Consider the following 16,300-nt stretch of genomic DNA (forward strand, 5'->3'; position numbering starts at 1 on the left):
GCCTGGGTCAAATACCCCATCTTTACCCGTAACATCGTCTTTAAATTGGAAATAATATTGGCCTTTATCATCTTGGAATAAGTTTTTTGTCTTACCTGAATAAATAAGCATTGCTAAAAATCGCTCCTTTTTAAAACACATACGTTTCCATTGAATTATTTATGAATATTCGTTTTCCGGATAATCATGTGCTTACCTTAACGAACTTTATAGGTAAAGACAAGTCAAAAAATGAACATTTTAATAAAAAAAGTTAAATCCTGCCGGAAAATGACCCCTATAAACGAACATTCGAATTTTGATGTGCATTTATCGTTAAGAATTTAATATTGCAGATGACAATTGTGCAACTTTTGTATTTTATCAAAATTTGCTGGCCAAACTGGGAAAATGGGCAAAAAAAGACCGCCATAAGTGCAGCGTGTTGCGCACTTATGACGGCCTATCTGCCCATGCATGTAATATTGGACATAAATTTTGGGGCGGATTAGCTTTTATATATTTGAATTTTTATTCAGCTTTTGGTTGGGTTTTGAGTACTTCAACCTTTTTGCCATTAATTTTCTCTTCTAATTCAGGGTACACAAGACGTGCAGTCGCTGAACCAAAGACCATTAATTCATACAATAATTGAGGATCTTCAGTTGTTCTTGATAATAAACGTAGGTAGATTTCTCCGTCACCAGTCAAGATTAAAGTGTAGTAGCCTGCACGTTTCAAGTTGATTTCATTAATCACTGCTAAAGCTTTTGTTTGGTTATTGAAGTCCTCTACTTGGACTAATTTACGATAAGTGATTTGGTATTCTGTAACCGACGAACCTTCCTTAAATTCACGCGCTACCACGTTAAATGGAATTGTTTTGTCTTCAGCAATACGGTAAGCACCTGAGAAAACAACTTGATCTTCGTTGAATTGATTCTTCTTAACAGGAACTTTCTTATCGTTAAACATTTTCTCTAAAATTGGTTGAATTGATGGCATGGTATTCCTCCGTTTATCTTCTAAATTCATTACTATCATCATTGTAACATAAGCTTGTCAGAAAGCTATTAGCTAAAAAGTCCTCTTCATCATAGAATTTGCAATTGCTTTATAAAGGAAATCGTCAAAGCACCGCCTGCCGAATCACCAAGAATAGCAATTTTTTTTGGCAATCCCCTTCTCTTCGATTAAATATAAGTAGCGTTTTAATATCTTTTTGTGGGCATCAACAACGTTGTGGGTTGGTCCCTTTGGAAAAATAGGCATGATCACTTTCCGACCTATCAGGTTGGCGACTTTGCGTGCCATATTAAAGTGCAATAAAGTTGGTTGTAACCAAAAGCCACCATTCGAAAGATAAAAAATAATTTTTCCTGGCTTTACTGAGCTTGGCGTCGCAAGGTCATCTTACACAGTTTAGGTATCTGTAAAATCATCAAAATAATCAAATCCCATTGAACATTTGGTCTAGCTAAGGGCTAATGGTAGCTCATTGCGTTTAATAGGATGGATTAGTAAATTTTTCCATAATGACGGATGCTCTGCGCTGAAACGTCGGCGATTTCACTGACCTTTTTCATATTCATATACTAAAGCCGAGATAAACTCAAGAAAGAAACCCAACTACCTTACCCAGTATCCTAAGAAACATAGTTATAAACCTACACGGACCTGCATTTCTGGTGTATAGTGATTACCCATCTCGTAAACATCTCTAAGTACCTGAATCAAGTCCTGTCTATCTGGTCTTACCCCATATCCTATGGACATGCCCATTGCACCAAAACCAATCTCTGAAACAACCAATCCACTATTACCTAAATTACGTGTTTTCATATTTCCACCTCCAGGTAAATCTAGTCTAACCCCTGGAGTGCACTCTAAGGCAAATCTTTTGGTTTATTAAAAAAAGCCCGAATAAAATATCCGGACTTAAATAATCTTAAAATGTCAGTTTTGGTTCCCAAAAAGGGTCTTCTTTTAGGTCTGAATCTGCGATAGCCATGTCTAAGACTTCCATAACAGTTAAACTTTGGGCTAAGTGTTCTTCTGCAAACATCGTGTCACCATGATCAATCCAATTGGCAAAAATCTTAAATTCCGCACCCATTTTATGCTCGCATGTATTTAATTCAAAGTGGTCTGTATACCCCTCATTTGTCCAGATATCGAATGATGTGACCCTATTCGTCGCGCTATTTACCTTAATAGTGCCTTTAGTCCCTTGAATCGTTGCCCCATTTTTCCCTGTAGAATCCTTTGAAGCCATACATACGGCTTTTGTGTAGCCATAGTCCATAATCAACACACCTGATGTATCAATAGAGTTTTCAATATTTGGATAATAAGCGACCTTATCTGGTCTACCAATTAAGCCAACAACGAAATGTATATTGGATGAATTTAAATCCATCAAGGCACCACCACCATTTTTAGCATCAAAGACGGGTAAAACGTTACCTGCTGTGAAAGAGTCATACTTACTCGAATATTTGGAGAAATTGCATTCGATTAACTTAATATCGCCAAGGAGTGGTAAAAGTTCGCGGATTTTACCGTAATTTTCAACGAACTGCCCTGTTACAGCCTCAGCCAATACTAAATCGTAATCAATGGATAGTCGTTCTAATTCAATTAATTCCTTTTGTGACATCGTAAAAGGTTTTTCACAAATTACATGCTTACCGTGAAGTAAGGCTTCCTTAGCAAAAGGAAAATGTAAATTATTAATTACTGCAACATAAACTGTATCAATATCTGCTTCTGTTAGGAATTGACTGTAATCGCTAAAGACTTGATCAATTCCGTATTGTTCTTGAAAGACGATTGCCTTATCAACACTTTTTGGTGTTGAATTAATTGCAGTCACTTGTATTTCTGGCAACTCGGCAATTACCGGCAAAAATTGCTCAACGACTTTCCCAGTCCCCGCTATCCCTAATTTCAAATCTACCCCTCCATTACCCTAAAAATACCGCAAAATTAGGTGTTAACATTGTTTTCTGATAGCTAATTATAAGCGTCTGTATAGACAAATTCTAGCCCTTTTTACAAGAAAATTCATCTTTCATTTAATTTCATACAAAGCAAACGATAAAACATCATTATAAAAACTAAAAGATGTCTATTTTTGAACTACTGGGTAATGATTAAGCAACAAAAAACATCCCACTAACCTACAGGCGTTTCACTAGCCAGCTATTCAAATGTCGTTTATCATATAAGATAGTTAGGCAAAAGATTTTAAGGAGGATTTCTCATGAAAAAGTATAACAATTTCATTAACGGTGTGTGGACAGCCCCTACCAATAATGAATATAAAGACGTAGAAAACCCGACAACTGAAGAAACATTTGCCCAAGTCGCATACTCTGCAAATGAAGATGTTGATCAAGCAGTTGAAGCAGCTAAGACGGCCTTTCCCGCTTGGAATAATCTATCCCTTGAAGAAAGAACCGGTTATGTAGAAAAATTATTAGCTGAAATCAAAGCCCACAAAGAAGAGATTCGTGACATTATTGTTGAAGAATTTGGTGCTGCCAAGACCTTCTCCGAGTCAGGACAAGTTGGTTTAGCCATTGATGAAATGTCAGCTACAGTTGAGGCCATTAAAGACTACAATTTAACGGAAGAAATTGGCAATACTAAAGTCATTAAAGAAGGTTATGGTGTAGTTGCTGCAATCACACCTTGGAACTATCCATTAAATCAAATTCAACGGAAAATCACACCTGCTTTATTAGCTGGGAATACCGTAGTTGTTAAACCAGCATCTGATACACCACTCACTGCAGTCAAACTATTTGAATTAGCTGAAAAAGTAGGCTTTCCAAAAGGTGTATTCAACCTAATTCTTGGAAGCGGTAGTGGAGCTGGTAACTATCTAGCAGAACATGAAGATGTCGCCGTTGTTTCCTTTACTGGGTCAACCGAAGTTGGTCAAGGACTGTATGAAAATGCTGCTAAAGGCATCAAGCATATCATTCTTGAACTAGGTGGTAAATCTGCGTTAGTTTATTTACCTGGTGGCGATTTATCCTTTGCAGTTAAAAAAGCAATGGGCACTATTTTAAACAACCAAGGGCAAACTTGTACTGCACTTACAAGACTGTTAGTACCTAAAGACGAATTAGCTGATGTAGAAGCTGAAGTAAAATCTTTCTATGAAGAGAACGTCGTTATCGGTGATCCTGCTGATCCAAATACGCTTGTTGGCCCAATGGTATCCGCTAATCAAAAGAAAACAGTACTCGACTATATTGAAAAAGGTAAAGCTGAAGGGGCTAAAGTTTTAGTCGGTGATAAAAAACCAGCCATTGAAACTGGTCATTTTGTAACACCTACTGTCTTTACAAATGTCACTAATGATATGACGATTGCCCAAGAAGAAATTTTTGGTCCTGTACTTGTCATCATCACATATGATACTGAAGAAGAAGCCATTGAAATTGCAAATGACTCAATTTACGGCCTTTCAGGTGCAGTAGTTGGACCTACTGAAGATGCTTATAAAGTAGCTAAGCAATTACGAACTGGTAATATCTTTGTAAACAAATCAGAACGTAATCCGCTTGCGCCATTTGGTGGCTACAAACAATCCGGACTAGGTCGCGAAAACGGTCTATTTGGTGTTGAAGACTACTTAGAAACTAAAGCGATCTTCTTAGAAGATTAAATAATAGTATATTAAGAAAAATTCATATTGGTTTATCAAAAAAGCCCTGATATTAGGTAGTTTACACCACCTAATACCAGGGCTTTAAAATTGGTCATAACGAAGAATGAAGATGCAACAGATGAAGATCATGTCAATAATTATGGAATAATATACTTTTTACGATAATTACTTGAAAACAAATAATAGATGATACCATTCGAAATAACATAACTATAAAAAGCATGAGAGGGAGTGATTCAATGTTTAATATCATTCGAAACAACACAGCTCTAAAACATTTGGTGGTACTGGTACATTCAGTTCATTTTTGAAGTCATCAGTCATATATATTGTAGAGCCAAAATTTACTTCCTCTTTGTCTCTATTACCCGCAAAATCTTCAAAGTTTCCTTTCGTTAGAGAGCAACGGTCTTCTAAACCGTAGGTAGCTTGAATATAAATAAATCATTTTGCATTAAAATCATGATTTATTATCTCTACAATAATTATTACAAATAAGTAAATGAATAATAGTATCACAGAAAAGCGATAGACTTGGCCGTTATATGGAACGACAAAGGTAGCTAGATAAAATATTATAGCTACTACACCAGCAATAGTAATATATTTTCTAATTTCCATATCTAATGCCACCTCGTCAAACAACACTCCCCATAATTGTCAAAAAGATTACGTTCTTTTTATCAGATACTTCCTTATGTAATAAATAATCAACATAGTGAGAATCACTGTAAATAGTGCGATAGCAGAAATTTTGTTTAGTTGCTGATTATAAGGGGCAAATATAGCAGTGCCTATAAAGAATACAAGCAGAATGCCTATCAAAATTTTTGAAATTGTATGATTATAGATAGCATCTTCTTCTCTATCGATAAAGAAAGCATTTATTAAAATAGTAACGGTAAACAGTCTATGTATGGCATCTTCTAATGCTCGATTATCTGGAAAAATAAATACAACACCAATATAGATTAGAAGCGCTACCCATATACTATTTTTAACAAATTTTTCAACAATCATTTATATCCCTCCCGCTGAATAACTTATCCTTAAAACGATTTATCTCAACTCGCTTCACTTTTGAAAAACAAGACGTAAGTTACTGTACAAAAAATGATGAACAGCATTAAGTAGATTGCTACCTGATTGTTTTCACTCCAAAAAGTTTGACTAAAGAGTACTATAGATAAACCTAGCAAGATCCTCTTATCCAACCTCGTCTCGTATTTAATAATTTACCAATTTGATCAATTGTGTAGTAGAAAGAACAAATCAATATAAATAGATACACTCTAACAATTAGAGACCATGGCAAAACAATTGATAGTACCACATAACCCAATATGCCTAATAAATTGAGCGCCCATAGTAATTGTTTATTCATTTTTACTCCCCCCCAAACAAACATTTCTATTTTTTATTTAATCGTTAAAACTACTTCTTACTTCTAGCATATCATAAAATTATACCTCATATAGTATAATTCAATTTTTTCACATCAAAAAAGACGCCCAATCGATCCTATCAATCAGAGCCTTAATCAAGGTTTTTATCATAGCTATTTCAAATACAAAACCAAGTTATACCATGTTTCACCGGCATGGGTTGAATCCGAAATACCTTCATTCACATAGCCATTCCGCTCGTAAAAAGGAATTAATCCCTCTAAACAAGTCAAGCTAATGCCAACTCGGCCGCTCTTTTTCGCACGATCTGCCAGTTCATCCAACAACTTACTGGCAATGCCTTGACCGTGAAATGCGGGATCCACCACCAGACTCAACACACCCACATAGCCACCGACTACCGGATTGGCTACCGTTTTCTCAAACAAGTCATCATGTAAATACCGGTCTTTAATCACCGGACCCACAACATAACCCAATATCGTTCCTTCCTGGTCTGTCGCCAGTATAAAAGTATCTGGAATGACCGCTACCCGCTCAGCCATAGCTTCTCGACTCGCTGCTTCCTCAGGGGTAAAGCCGCTCTCTTCAATGACCATAATACGGTCTAAATCATTTAATGCTGCTTGTCTAAAATTTGTCTGCATATTTGCCCTCCTATAGGCTCATTCTACGCTTTCACCATCAATCCCAACAATGATTCATATACCGGTTTTGATTGGCAGATTTCAGCTATAAAGTAAGCAATATATGTCACGATGGCAATTGGTAGCAGGTATTGAATCGACCCGCCCGTCATTTCAAGTATCAAGAATATCCCCGTCAATGGTGCCCGCACAATAGCTGCGAAGTGGGCTGACATGGCGATGACCGTGAAAACCATGATTGTGTATGCGTCCACCAGTCCTAAAGCTTGTAAGCCACTTGCATAGATATTACCTACTAAAGCCCCAAGAGATAATAATGGGAAAAAGATCCCCCCTGGAATTCCTGACCCGAAAGCCACACCAAGTAACACCATTTTTGATATGAATAAATAAACCAATGTCATCACGCTAGGATTATCCAAAAATGGTAATAAAATCAATTGTTCACCCGATCCAATCAACCGTGCATCCATCAATAATACAATTGCCGTGAGCACAAAAGGGAAAACCATTTTCCAAAAAGTTGGGGCAGTCCATTTGCTATATAAAGCTTTGGCCCACATGATAACTTTATTAAAAAGTACACCTGATAAACCTAACAAGACCCCTAAAATAATTAAATACGGGTAAGTAGCTATTTCCACACGTAAAGCTTGAGGAATAGTGATAGCAGCATCATCCCCAATCAATGCAATCGATACTAAAGATGCTGTAATAATTGTTAAAGTGGCAGACAAGAAACCACGACGGGTCACCTTCTTCAATAATTCCTCTAAGCAGAAAATAATACCGGAAACAGGGGCATTAAAAGCTGTCGCTAAACCGGCGCCTGCAGCCCCAACTATCAAGTATTTACCGGACTTAGCAGGCGTTTTAGTAACTTCTGCCACCCCTTGACCGATCGCCGCCCCAATCTGAACGGATGGTCCTTCACGTCCAAGCGTCAACCCCGATCCGATAGCCAATAAACCACCTAATAATTTATAAAATAAGACCGATGTCCATGGAAAATTGAGCTTACCGCTTAATTTCCCGGCAATTTGTGGAATACCAGACCCACCAATCATAGGTTCCTGCTTAGCTGTCCAAGCCACAATGCAGCCAATAACCGCAAACATCAAAACAAAGCCGATACTGTGCCAAATGGAGGTCTGCCCCCAAATTAAAATACTTTCAACTACATGCATAATTGCTGGAATAGCCAGTCGAAATCCCGACACCACAATTCCTACGATTATCCCCGTTATAATCGATAATAGACCTAACCGATAATTTAATCGACCCTCGTCCATACCGTTCATCTTCCTTTCTTCCAAACGATTATTTACTCCCTTTTAACCAAGAAGCACTCTGTTAATAATTAAATAGCGCGTATTATTAAGACATGGAAATACTGACTGCTCAATTTCAAAACATCTTCTCCTTTTCATGTCAAACGGAAGTAGCACATCTATCATCATAACAGATTTTCAGATAGCTAGCCGTTTAAATTAAGCCATGCCCAATATATTTTCTGGTATTCTGAAATACTATTTTACTTATCACATCAACCTTTTATCGTTGCAATACTAGATTTTTTAATGATAAAAAGGGCCAGGCGTTCAGCCCTAACCCTTTATATGCTTTACCTTTATATGCTATACTTTTATACGCAATCTGATTATTAATGCCAGTAGTATATACCTTTCTAGTGCCACATTTATATGTTATAGTACATATTAATTAAATGACCAGATTAAAATTTTATATCACTATCTACTAAAAATATTGTGGTATATGCCAAAAATTTTATTTTACCAATAATGATTCTTTCAGATGAATCATCTGTGTGACATAATCACAGTAAGGCGTATCGATACCGTATTCTTTTCCTTTGCGAGAAATGTAACCGTTTAAATAATCAATTTCTGTCATACGTTTATGTTGAACTAAATCTTGATGCATTGAGGGATAGTGCTCAGCGGCTTTTACAGAAGTTTTATACACATAATCCGTAATAGACTTCTCATCTACCGTTATGTTTTCATGTTTCGCGATTGATATGAACTCTTTAATCGTCGTATTTACAATTTCCTCGCCATCTTCTGTAGAGAATAGTTCGCCGATTGTACAATCTAATACTGCACAGTTAGAATTCATCGTACCATTTACGCATGCTTTACGCCAAATTGAATTAAATACATCCGTATCATATGTCGCATTTAGATGAGCTGCACTTAGTAACTCTGCTACTTGACGACCAACCGGTGCGCCCTCTTCTTCTAAGCTTTGTAAGTTTACTTCACCGGTACCATTTAATTTAACATGTCCTGGTCCAACTAATGCTGCAGTCCAAACTGTTACGCCCATGATGATAGCTTCCTTAGGAATATACTGGCTAATCACATCTTGGTGACCTAAACCGTTCAATAGACATAACACCTTGGTGTCTTCATGAATAATCTGTTTGATACTTTGTAGCATATCCGGTAATTGCATTGCTTTTGTAAACAAAATAATCAAATCAGCGGGTTCTTGGGCTTCTTCTGGTCGCATAATCGGGATCTGAATCGTTTTTTCAGTTTCACCACTTATTTTTAGACCATCTTGCTGGATAGCTTGAATATGAGCATCCCAATTATCTAATAAAATGACTTTTTCGCCTATTTCAGCTAAAGATGCACCAAATCTACATCCCATAGCACCTGATCCTGCAATATAAGTTAACATTTTTTGCCTTCTTTCTTTTATTTAATATTTACTACATTTTTAAATTTTCTATTCATACAAGGAGTTAAAGTGATGAATCTCATACAACTAAAATATTTTATTGAAATATACGAGACGCAAAGTATTACCACTGCTGCGAATAACCTTTTTGTAACGCAACCTACCCTATCTCTAGCTTTGAAAAAACTCGAAACTACCTTAGATACTAGCCTTTTTTACCGAACTGGTAATGAGTACACCTTGACTGAACAAGGTGAAATTGTTTATAAGCAAGGAAAAGCGATTTTAGAGCAAGTGAATCAACTACACGTAGATTTGCAACAAAGTAAACAAACGGATGTTAAAGAATCTGTTCGATTGGGATTAAATACGCTTTATGCCATGCAATTCATGGAACAGATTTCTTCCTATATCACGCGTCATCCTCAAGTAGAATTGAGCATTTTCCAAGGGGGATCTTACCAACTTCAAAAAATGTTAGCTGAAGATGCACTTGACGTGGCGATTCTATCACTGCCGAATTATTACCCAGACGTATTAAACATTGAACCACTCTCTGGAGCCATCAAGGGTTATCATGTTTATGTTGTGGTTCCAGCTTCACATGATTTAGCCGATCACGCAGAATTAACCTTTGACCAGCTAACTAGTCACCGTATATCATCTATGTCAGACGACTTTGTGATTGGCCGAATGTTACTCAACCGTGTGTCGGAATCAGACTTAGATATTGACATTATCGCCCTCCATAATGATCTCCAAGTACTCTTGCATAGCTTGAATCAGTCAAATTCGATTACCCTGCTACCCATAGAATATGATCGTTTTTATGATTTCAGCCATTTAAACTTGAAATGGATACCTTTAAAGGATAAGCAAAACTTTTTCCCGATTGGTATCGGTATTACTAATAACAAGCCTATCAGCCGTTATATCGCTGATATTTTAAAAACGATTAACACTGATTAAGTGATTAACCTTGGTAGGTGAATACATCTTCTCTACGATATAGTTTGAATACTTTTTCAAATAGGAATTGACCGATAAATGTGGTGACGATTGGTACGATAAACCAAACTAAAACAATACCAATTAAATTCAAGCCACCATCAAGTGAAGCTAAAGGTCCAACTAAACCAACTAGACCAAAACCAGCTGACTGAGGCGTACCAACCACATTGAATAGGGTACCTAATACACCAGAAACTGCAGCGGTTAATAAACATGGCAATAGGATAACTGGTGTTTTAAATAAATTAGGCATCATCATCTTCATACCACCTAAAGCGATTGCTAGTGTAATACCAGACTTATTTACTTTCCAAGAGTTGATTACCAGGACAATTGTCGTTGCCGCTACACCTAAAGCTGCTGCTCCAGAAGCTAAACCTGTTAAGCCTATCGCTAATCCGACACCCACTGTAGTGATTGGCGAAATGATTAAAAAGGCAAAAGAGCAGCTTATTAATATTGTCATCAAAATGGGTTGCAGTACTGTAAAGGTATTGATTAAGTGACCAATAGCAAAGGTAATTTGTGTAACAGCTGGGTAAATTAACATCCCAAAGCTACCAGCGCCAATACCAACAACAATCGGTAACCCAATGATGGCAATTGAACCAAATTTATCACCAATCAATTTGAATAAAAGAATAGCAACTGAGGCTGTAATCATAATATTGATGACATCACCTGTTCCAGCACCTACATAAGCTTGGACCGCGTCATCAAACTTAATGACACCTGATCCAACAAAAGCTGCACCACCGGTGATCATGATTTTCATTGGATTGAAGTCAAATTGTTTAGCGATTAAACAACCAATAATTAATGGTGTCGCTAATTGGAAAATAACTGCTGCTTGAATGACTATGCTGGCAAGGAAATTTTGATCAACATAAGATAATATCCCAGATAATACTGCGTTGGGGATTAAGGCTATAATCGTACCTTGTGCAGTACCCGCAAGCACCTTATTGAAAAATGCCCCTGCATTTAATTTTTGTTTCATTAGTAAAATCCCTTTCTTTGGGCAAATCCTTACACGGCCGTTTGTAAGGGGTTGCAAATATATCGACATAGCATTTTTGAAATAAATCACTCAACAGTTTGTGTAGCATAATATGTGAACATTCAAATAAACGTTACCTATGTCTATACTTGTAGTTTAAACTACCCCTTTTATATACACAATTTGTCTTTATTTATACCGCCATTAATCAAATTAATAATTTCACATACTTTTAATTTTACTGATTTTAAGCTCATAAATATCCAATGTTTTATTGCATTGTATATAATAATATTCCCAAATAACGAACCATATAAAAAAGCGAAGACCTTCTCTTTCAATATTTGTCTACGACAAACTGAAAAGAAAATCTTCGCTTATAAAAAATCATGTAATAGAATCTCGATAAACATAAATTTTTGCATAAAAAAAATCCCGACCAAGATAAACTTGATCGGGATTCTCTGTATAGCTACTGTAGTAGCATTATTTTTGTTTACGGCGACGTTCTGGAATACGTGCTGCTTTACCGTGTAATTCACGTAAGTAGAACAATTTAGCACGACGAACTTTACCTTGACGTAATACTTCAATTTTAGCTACGCGTGGAGTGTGTACTGGGAAAGTACGTTCAACACCAACACCGTTTGAAATTTTACGAACAGTGTAAGTTTCGCTGATACCAGCACCACGACGTTGGATAACAACACCGTCAAATAACTGGATACGTTCGCGTTCACCCTCAACAACTTTCGCGTGTACACGAACAGTGTCCCCAGGACGGAAGTCAGGTACATCGTTACGTAGTTGTTCTGAAGTGATTTGATCAATTAAATTACTCATTTAGATTCTCTCCTTCCAACAACACTCATATGGCAATTTTGCCACAGCGGAATATCATAAAGTATGTGTTGAAACAACACCTTTAAAAGTATATCAAATTTATTACTTATTGTAAATAGAAAGTTGAAAAAAATTAAAAAAGAAATCTATCTTAGACCAAATAGTGAATTCAAACCAAGCAAAAACTTTATTGCTAACTATTATAATCCCAATTCTGCTCTTAAGTCTGCAGCAATTTTTTCATAAGCAGCATCGTCTGTTAAGAATGTTTCACCTGGGTTCATAGCGAATGGTGTACCCCATTCGACTTCACCTTCATACTTAGGTACTAAGTGGAAATGTAAATGGCTTCCACCATCTCCGTAGGCACCATAGTTGATTTTGTCTGGATTAAACAATTTATGCAAAGCTTTGGCTACTTGGTTTACTTCCGCAAAGTAATCATTGCGTTCTGCATCAGTTAAATCAACCATTTCACTCACATGTTTTTTATGGGCTACGATAACGCGTCCTGGATGTGATTGTTCGTTAAAGACAACCACTACAGAATTCGCTAATTCACCCACTAAGTAAGCAAAATCGCCTACATGTTTTTCCTCTGGATGTGATTGTGCTTGGCAATAGCCACATTCTGGATCTAAGTAATGTTCAGTCATAATTAAAAGGCTCCCTATAATTTGTTATCCTTATTCTATCACAGCTTGATCATTCTGATCGGAGCAAATAACAATTTATTCAATAAAATACCTCAATGCCACCTTACAAATATTTGTTAGTTGACTTCTTTCACGATATAATGATAGTTAAATAGGAAACGGTTACAAATCAGTGATAAGGAGACAAAATGATGACAAACGACAAACAAGAAATAAACAATATTTACAAAGATTTATATCTAGAAGTATCCGACCTACGTAATACCGTCTATCAAGATGGCCAACAAATTTATGCATCCTGGAATCCTTCCACCCTCCGCGAAGATTTTAAAGAAGCAGCCTTAAATTTTGCCTATTATGTCGCCCTTCGTCGCCGTGATATCCGCAACCTACAATTAAAATTGGGAAATCTTGGTCTTTCTTCACTCGGTCGTCTCGAAGGCCATGTATTATCTACCCTTGATTTAGTCGCTTATCATTTAGCAAAAAGTGCCAGCATGCCTGCAGTTGATATTCCTGAGCATATGACAAAAACCAGTCAAGGACACGGGTCTACACTTGACCAACTCACCAATGTTTTCTTTGGCTCAGGTGCTGAGAATCGTTATTCCCGCATTATGGTGACTATGCCCAATGAAGCCGCCTCTGACCAGGACCTAGTTGATCGCATGGTAGAGTCAGGTTTAGACGTAGCCCGTATTAACTGTGCCCATGATGATGTATCTACTTGGCGGAAAATGGTTGAAAATATTCATCAAGCTGGCAAGAAATACGAGCGCGACATTAAAATTTTTACTGACATTGCTGGTCCTAAAGTACGCATTCAAGCCATCTATACCACCCTACAAAACCCCAAGCTTTATGAGGGGGATAGTTTTTTCCTCACAAGTGATACAGTATTAAAAGATTTTTATGATTGTGAAATTGTCTTATCCTGTCCAATTCCAGAAATTATTCAAGATTTAAAGGTTGATGAGGCGGTGTCACTTGATGATGGTAAAATTATAGGTAAAGTCCAAAAAACTTATCCTGAAGGAGTAAAAATTCGCATCACCCAAATGGCATCAAACGGTAAGAAAGTGAAAGCCACGAAAGGCATCAACTTCCCGGATCGTGAGTTAAATATCCCTGTATTAACCGATAAAGATATCAATGATTTGGCTTTTTCTAAAGAAGCTGCTGACGTGATTGGCTTCTCCTTCGTTCATAACTTAGAAGACGTCCGCCACATCAATCAAGTCATGGCTGACAAAGTAACCAACGACCAAGATAAATTAGCGACGATCAAACTAGAAACCGTCTCTGGTTTTGAGAACCTCATCAATATCATTATCGAAGCAAACCGCTACCGACCAACAGGTATTATGATTGCTAGAGGAGACTTAGCTGTAGAAGTCGGCTATCTACGACTATCTGTTGTCCAAGAAGAAATTCTTTGGTTCTGCGAGGCGGCGCAAATCCCTGTAATTTGGGCCACCCAGGTCCTTGAATCCTTGGTAAAATCAGGCGTACCTTCACGTGCTGAAATTTCGGATGTATCTATGGGGTCACGAGCTGAATGTGTCATGTTAAATAAAGGTGAACATATCCTCGAAGGAATCAACCTCTTACGGTCAATTTTAGAAGACATTGATGAACACCAATTCAAAAAGACAGCCTTAATGAAACAGTTAAACGTAGCCAATACCATTTTCGAATAAAAATAAACACCTACCTCTAATAACCTAAAGGTAGGTGTTTTTATAATGGCTAACTACAATATTTTGATTGTTATTGTCGCTTACCATCCTTAGTATAGGTAATGACTTTTGTCCCCTTGTTATCAGCAATTTCCTTAGCCCGCTTTATGGCATCCTCTTTTACATCAAAAGTATCCGCAGCACGCTTTGCCTTCACGGTAATCACTTGCCATTGCGCATTCTCGTGATCAAATTTCACTTGAACGTCCTCATCCATCAAATCAGGATTGGCTGATTCAGTATCATGCTTATCACTCTTTTGGGGATTGGTTGCCTGTTTAACTTCCGCAATCTCTGTATCAGAAGCATTCTGATACCATTCTTTACCTTGTTGGATTGCAATTGGTATTAAATCTGCCTCTTTGTAACCCGAAGCTTCCATGGCATTCATGATCTCAATAATCTTCTTGCGTTCAACCTCATTAAAGTTTTTTAAACTGTCAGGATAATCTTGCATATTCCATGGCATAACATCGCCCCCATTCTTAACTCATATTGTATCAGGAATAGGGAATATATAAAAAGGATAGCCATATTAAAACTATCGTGAAACTGTGATCCACACAATAGACCGCTCTTATCCGTCCTATTCAGCTTCAGCTTTAATTTCTTCTAACCATTTGGCTTGTTGGTCCGTTAATGGATAATTTTCCAGCATATCTGGTCGACGTTCATAGGTCCGGCGTAAGGACTCTTTCCCCTTCCAGTCAGCAATCTTAGCATGGTTACCAGACATTAATACATCCGGCACCGTCATGCCTTTATATTCAGCTGGACGCGTATATTGTGGGTATTCTAGCAGTCCCGTTGAGAAAGAATCACCAGTGATTGATTCCTCGTTCCCAACCGCATCTTCAAGCAAGCGGACAGTCGCATCGATTACAATCATAGCGCCTAATTCGCCACCAGTAAGTACATAATCTCCAACCGAAATTTCATCGGTTACATATGACCGAATCCGCTCGTCATAGCCTTCGTAATGGCCACAAATAAAAATTAAATGGTCATCTTCAGCAAATGATTCCGCATGCTTTTGCGTAAAAGTTTCACCAGCTGGATCCATCAAAATAACCCGCTTTTTCGTATCAGGATGCTTGCCCTCAATTTCTTCTAAGGCATCATTAATCGGGTCAACCCGCAGCAACATCCCAGCACCACCGCCATATGGGTAATCATCCACATGTCCGTGTTTATTCACCGCAAACTTACGAAAGTCCGTAATGTCGATATTGGCCACCCCTTTTTCCTGGGCTTTCCCAATAATCGACGTGTTCATCGGACCTTCAAACATCTCTGGAAAAAGGCTTAATACATCAATCTGCATTAGGCGTCACCCTTTTCCGCGTCCACATCATCAATTAGACCGTCCATCGGGTCAATCACAACTCGGTTATCAGCCAAATCAATCTCTAACACAATATCTTCAATATAAGGAATCAAAATATCTTTCCCTTTATTTGGACGCTGAATAGCCCACACATCATTAGACGGTAGTGACGTAATCTCACGGACCTTGCCTAGATAAGTCTCATCAGTCGTATAGACTTCTAAACCAATAATGTCATCATAATAAAATTCATTTTCCTCCAACTGGTCTGCTTCACGCTCAGTTCCAGCGACTTTTAG

General features: G+C 37.5%; 18 protein-coding genes. 3 read left to right on the forward strand and 15 right to left on the reverse strand.

Annotated features, from left to right (window positions below; translation table 11 throughout):
- The 4 genes from ACRCJ0_RS04055 to ACRCJ0_RS04070 all read right to left on the reverse strand — a co-directional run.
- Positions 1-111 (reverse strand): phosphoribosylaminoimidazolesuccinocarboxamide synthase (locus ACRCJ0_RS04055; protein WP_431389581.1); only part of this gene is annotated, 111 nt, incomplete at its 3' end.
- 399 nt (positions 112-510) lie between these two features.
- Positions 511-1,014 carry a hypothetical protein gene (locus ACRCJ0_RS04060; RefSeq protein WP_431384950.1) on the reverse strand — a complete coding sequence of 168 codons (504 nt, stop codon included), beginning with the start codon at positions 1,012-1,014 and terminating at the stop codon, positions 511-513.
- Positions 1,015-1,638: 624 nt separating this feature from the next.
- On the reverse strand, positions 1,639-1,821 hold the full coding sequence (locus tag ACRCJ0_RS04065; RefSeq protein WP_419971192.1) for a hypothetical protein: 183 nt from the start codon (positions 1,819-1,821) through the stop codon (positions 1,639-1,641).
- Between the two features lie 106 nt (positions 1,822-1,927).
- Positions 1,928-2,932 (reverse strand): Gfo/Idh/MocA family protein, encoded by a 1,005-nt coding sequence (locus ACRCJ0_RS04070; protein ID WP_431384949.1) that lies wholly within the window; start codon positions 2,930-2,932, stop codon positions 1,928-1,930.
- Positions 2,933-3,244: 312 nt separating this feature from the next.
- Here ACRCJ0_RS04070 and ACRCJ0_RS04075 point away from each other — a divergent pair, with 312 nt between their 5' ends.
- Positions 3,245-4,660: an aldehyde dehydrogenase family protein gene (locus ACRCJ0_RS04075; RefSeq protein WP_431384948.1), complete on the forward strand. Its 1,416-nt coding sequence runs from the start codon at positions 3,245-3,247 to the stop codon at positions 4,658-4,660.
- A 447-nt stretch (positions 4,661-5,107) separates the two neighbouring features.
- Here ACRCJ0_RS04075 and ACRCJ0_RS04080 read toward each other — a convergent pair whose 3' ends face one another.
- The 5 genes from ACRCJ0_RS04080 to ACRCJ0_RS04100 all read right to left on the reverse strand — a co-directional run bounded on the left by ACRCJ0_RS04080 (position 5,108) and on the right by ACRCJ0_RS04100 (position 9,425).
- Positions 5,108-5,284: a hypothetical protein gene (locus tag ACRCJ0_RS04080; protein WP_431389575.1), complete on the reverse strand. Its 177-nt coding sequence runs from the start codon at positions 5,282-5,284 to the stop codon at positions 5,108-5,110.
- A gap of 48 nt (positions 5,285-5,332) precedes the next feature.
- Positions 5,333-5,683, reverse strand: a complete 351-nt coding sequence (locus tag ACRCJ0_RS04085) for a hypothetical protein (RefSeq protein WP_431384947.1) — start codon at positions 5,681-5,683, stop codon at positions 5,333-5,335.
- 538 nt (positions 5,684-6,221) lie between these two features.
- The gene (locus ACRCJ0_RS04090) at positions 6,222-6,716 is read right to left on the reverse strand and encodes a GNAT family N-acetyltransferase (protein ID WP_431384946.1); all 495 of its coding nucleotides are present in this window, start codon (positions 6,714-6,716) and stop codon (positions 6,222-6,224) included.
- A 23-nt stretch (positions 6,717-6,739) separates the two neighbouring features.
- The gene (locus tag ACRCJ0_RS04095; protein WP_419971198.1) at positions 6,740-8,032 is read right to left on the reverse strand and encodes a ClC family H(+)/Cl(-) exchange transporter; all 1,293 of its coding nucleotides are present in this window, start codon (positions 8,030-8,032) and stop codon (positions 6,740-6,742) included.
- A gap of 472 nt (positions 8,033-8,504) precedes the next feature.
- The gene (locus tag ACRCJ0_RS04100) at positions 8,505-9,425 is read right to left on the reverse strand and encodes a 2-dehydropantoate 2-reductase (RefSeq protein ID WP_059135054.1); all 921 of its coding nucleotides are present in this window, start codon (positions 9,423-9,425) and stop codon (positions 8,505-8,507) included.
- 72 nt (positions 9,426-9,497) lie between these two features.
- Between ACRCJ0_RS04100 and ACRCJ0_RS04105 the strand changes: the two genes are divergently transcribed.
- Entirely contained in the window at positions 9,498-10,394 is an 897-nt protein-coding gene (locus ACRCJ0_RS04105) for a LysR family transcriptional regulator (protein ID WP_079094509.1), read from the forward strand.
- 4 nt (positions 10,395-10,398) lie between these two features.
- Here the strand turns inward: ACRCJ0_RS04105 and ACRCJ0_RS04110 are convergent, their stop codons facing one another.
- The 3 genes from ACRCJ0_RS04110 to ACRCJ0_RS04120 form a co-directional block, all read right to left on the reverse strand.
- Positions 10,399-11,436, reverse strand: coding sequence for a PTS transporter subunit IIC (locus tag ACRCJ0_RS04110; protein ID WP_059135055.1), 1,038 nt, complete (start codon positions 11,434-11,436; stop codon positions 10,399-10,401).
- A gap of 486 nt (positions 11,437-11,922) precedes the next feature.
- Positions 11,923-12,279, reverse strand: coding sequence for a 50S ribosomal protein L19 (gene rplS, locus ACRCJ0_RS04115; RefSeq protein WP_431389577.1), 357 nt, complete (start codon positions 12,277-12,279; stop codon positions 11,923-11,925).
- 200 nt (positions 12,280-12,479) lie between these two features.
- Positions 12,480-12,935 carry an HIT family protein gene (locus ACRCJ0_RS04120; RefSeq protein WP_431389578.1) on the reverse strand — a complete coding sequence of 152 codons (456 nt, stop codon included), beginning with the start codon at positions 12,933-12,935 and terminating at the stop codon, positions 12,480-12,482.
- Positions 12,936-13,123: 188 nt separating this feature from the next.
- Here ACRCJ0_RS04120 and ACRCJ0_RS04125 point away from each other — a divergent pair, with 188 nt between their 5' ends.
- Positions 13,124-14,635, forward strand: coding sequence for a pyruvate kinase (locus ACRCJ0_RS04125; RefSeq protein WP_431389579.1), 1,512 nt, complete (start codon positions 13,124-13,126; stop codon positions 14,633-14,635).
- A 70-nt stretch (positions 14,636-14,705) separates the two neighbouring features.
- Here the strand turns inward: ACRCJ0_RS04125 and ACRCJ0_RS04130 are convergent, their stop codons facing one another.
- The 3 genes from ACRCJ0_RS04130 to rimM form a co-directional block, all read right to left on the reverse strand.
- Entirely contained in the window at positions 14,706-15,143 is a 438-nt protein-coding gene (locus tag ACRCJ0_RS04130) for a DUF2188 domain-containing protein (RefSeq protein WP_431384944.1), read from the reverse strand.
- Positions 15,144-15,260: 117 nt separating this feature from the next.
- Positions 15,261-15,998 carry a tRNA (guanosine(37)-N1)-methyltransferase TrmD gene (trmD, locus tag ACRCJ0_RS04135; protein WP_418149534.1) on the reverse strand — a complete coding sequence of 246 codons (738 nt, stop codon included), beginning with the start codon at positions 15,996-15,998 and terminating at the stop codon, positions 15,261-15,263.
- On the reverse strand, positions 15,998-16,300 hold a 303-nt coding region (gene rimM, locus ACRCJ0_RS04140), incomplete at its 5' end, for a ribosome maturation factor RimM (protein ID WP_431389580.1). The genes trmD and rimM, both read right to left, overlap by 1 nt.

Source organism: Aerococcus sp. L_32 (assembly GCF_050689315.1).

What these genes read in the sequence shown, in the direction of transcription:
- ACRCJ0_RS04060 (WP_431384950.1), bottom strand. Translation starts at nt 1,014, where the DNA reads ATGAATTTAGAAGATAAACGGAGGAATACCATGCCATCAATTCAACCA.
- ACRCJ0_RS04065 (WP_419971192.1), bottom strand. Translation starts at nt 1,821, where the DNA reads ATGAAAACACGTAATTTAGGTAATAGTGGATTGGTTGTTTCAGAGATT.
- ACRCJ0_RS04075 (WP_431384948.1), top strand. Translation starts at nt 3,245, where the DNA reads ATGAAAAAGTATAACAATTTCATTAACGGTGTGTGGACAGCCCCTACC.
- ACRCJ0_RS04080 (WP_431389575.1), bottom strand. Translation starts at nt 5,284, where the DNA reads ATGGAAATTAGAAAATATATTACTATTGCTGGTGTAGTAGCTATAATA.
- ACRCJ0_RS04085 (WP_431384947.1), bottom strand. Translation starts at nt 5,683, where the DNA reads ATGATTGTTGAAAAATTTGTTAAAAATAGTATATGGGTAGCGCTTCTA.
- ACRCJ0_RS04090 (WP_431384946.1), bottom strand. Translation starts at nt 6,716, where the DNA reads ATGCAGACAAATTTTAGACAAGCAGCATTAAATGATTTAGACCGTATT.
- ACRCJ0_RS04100 (WP_059135054.1), bottom strand. Translation starts at nt 9,425, where the DNA reads ATGTTAACTTATATTGCAGGATCAGGTGCTATGGGATGTAGATTTGGT.
- ACRCJ0_RS04105 (WP_079094509.1), top strand. Translation starts at nt 9,498, where the DNA reads ATGAATCTCATACAACTAAAATATTTTATTGAAATATACGAGACGCAA.
- ACRCJ0_RS04110 (WP_059135055.1), bottom strand. Translation starts at nt 11,436, where the DNA reads ATGAAACAAAAATTAAATGCAGGGGCATTTTTCAATAAGGTGCTTGCG.
- rplS (WP_431389577.1), bottom strand. Translation starts at nt 12,279, where the DNA reads ATGAGTAATTTAATTGATCAAATCACTTCAGAACAACTACGTAACGAT.
- ACRCJ0_RS04120 (WP_431389578.1), bottom strand. Translation starts at nt 12,935, where the DNA reads ATGACTGAACATTACTTAGATCCAGAATGTGGCTATTGCCAAGCACAA.
- ACRCJ0_RS04125 (WP_431389579.1), top strand. Translation starts at nt 13,124, where the DNA reads ATGATGACAAACGACAAACAAGAAATAAACAATATTTACAAAGATTTA.
- ACRCJ0_RS04130 (WP_431384944.1), bottom strand. Translation starts at nt 15,143, where the DNA reads ATGCCATGGAATATGCAAGATTATCCTGACAGTTTAAAAAACTTTAAT.
- trmD (WP_418149534.1), bottom strand. Translation starts at nt 15,998, where the DNA reads ATGCAGATTGATGTATTAAGCCTTTTTCCAGAGATGTTTGAAGGTCCG.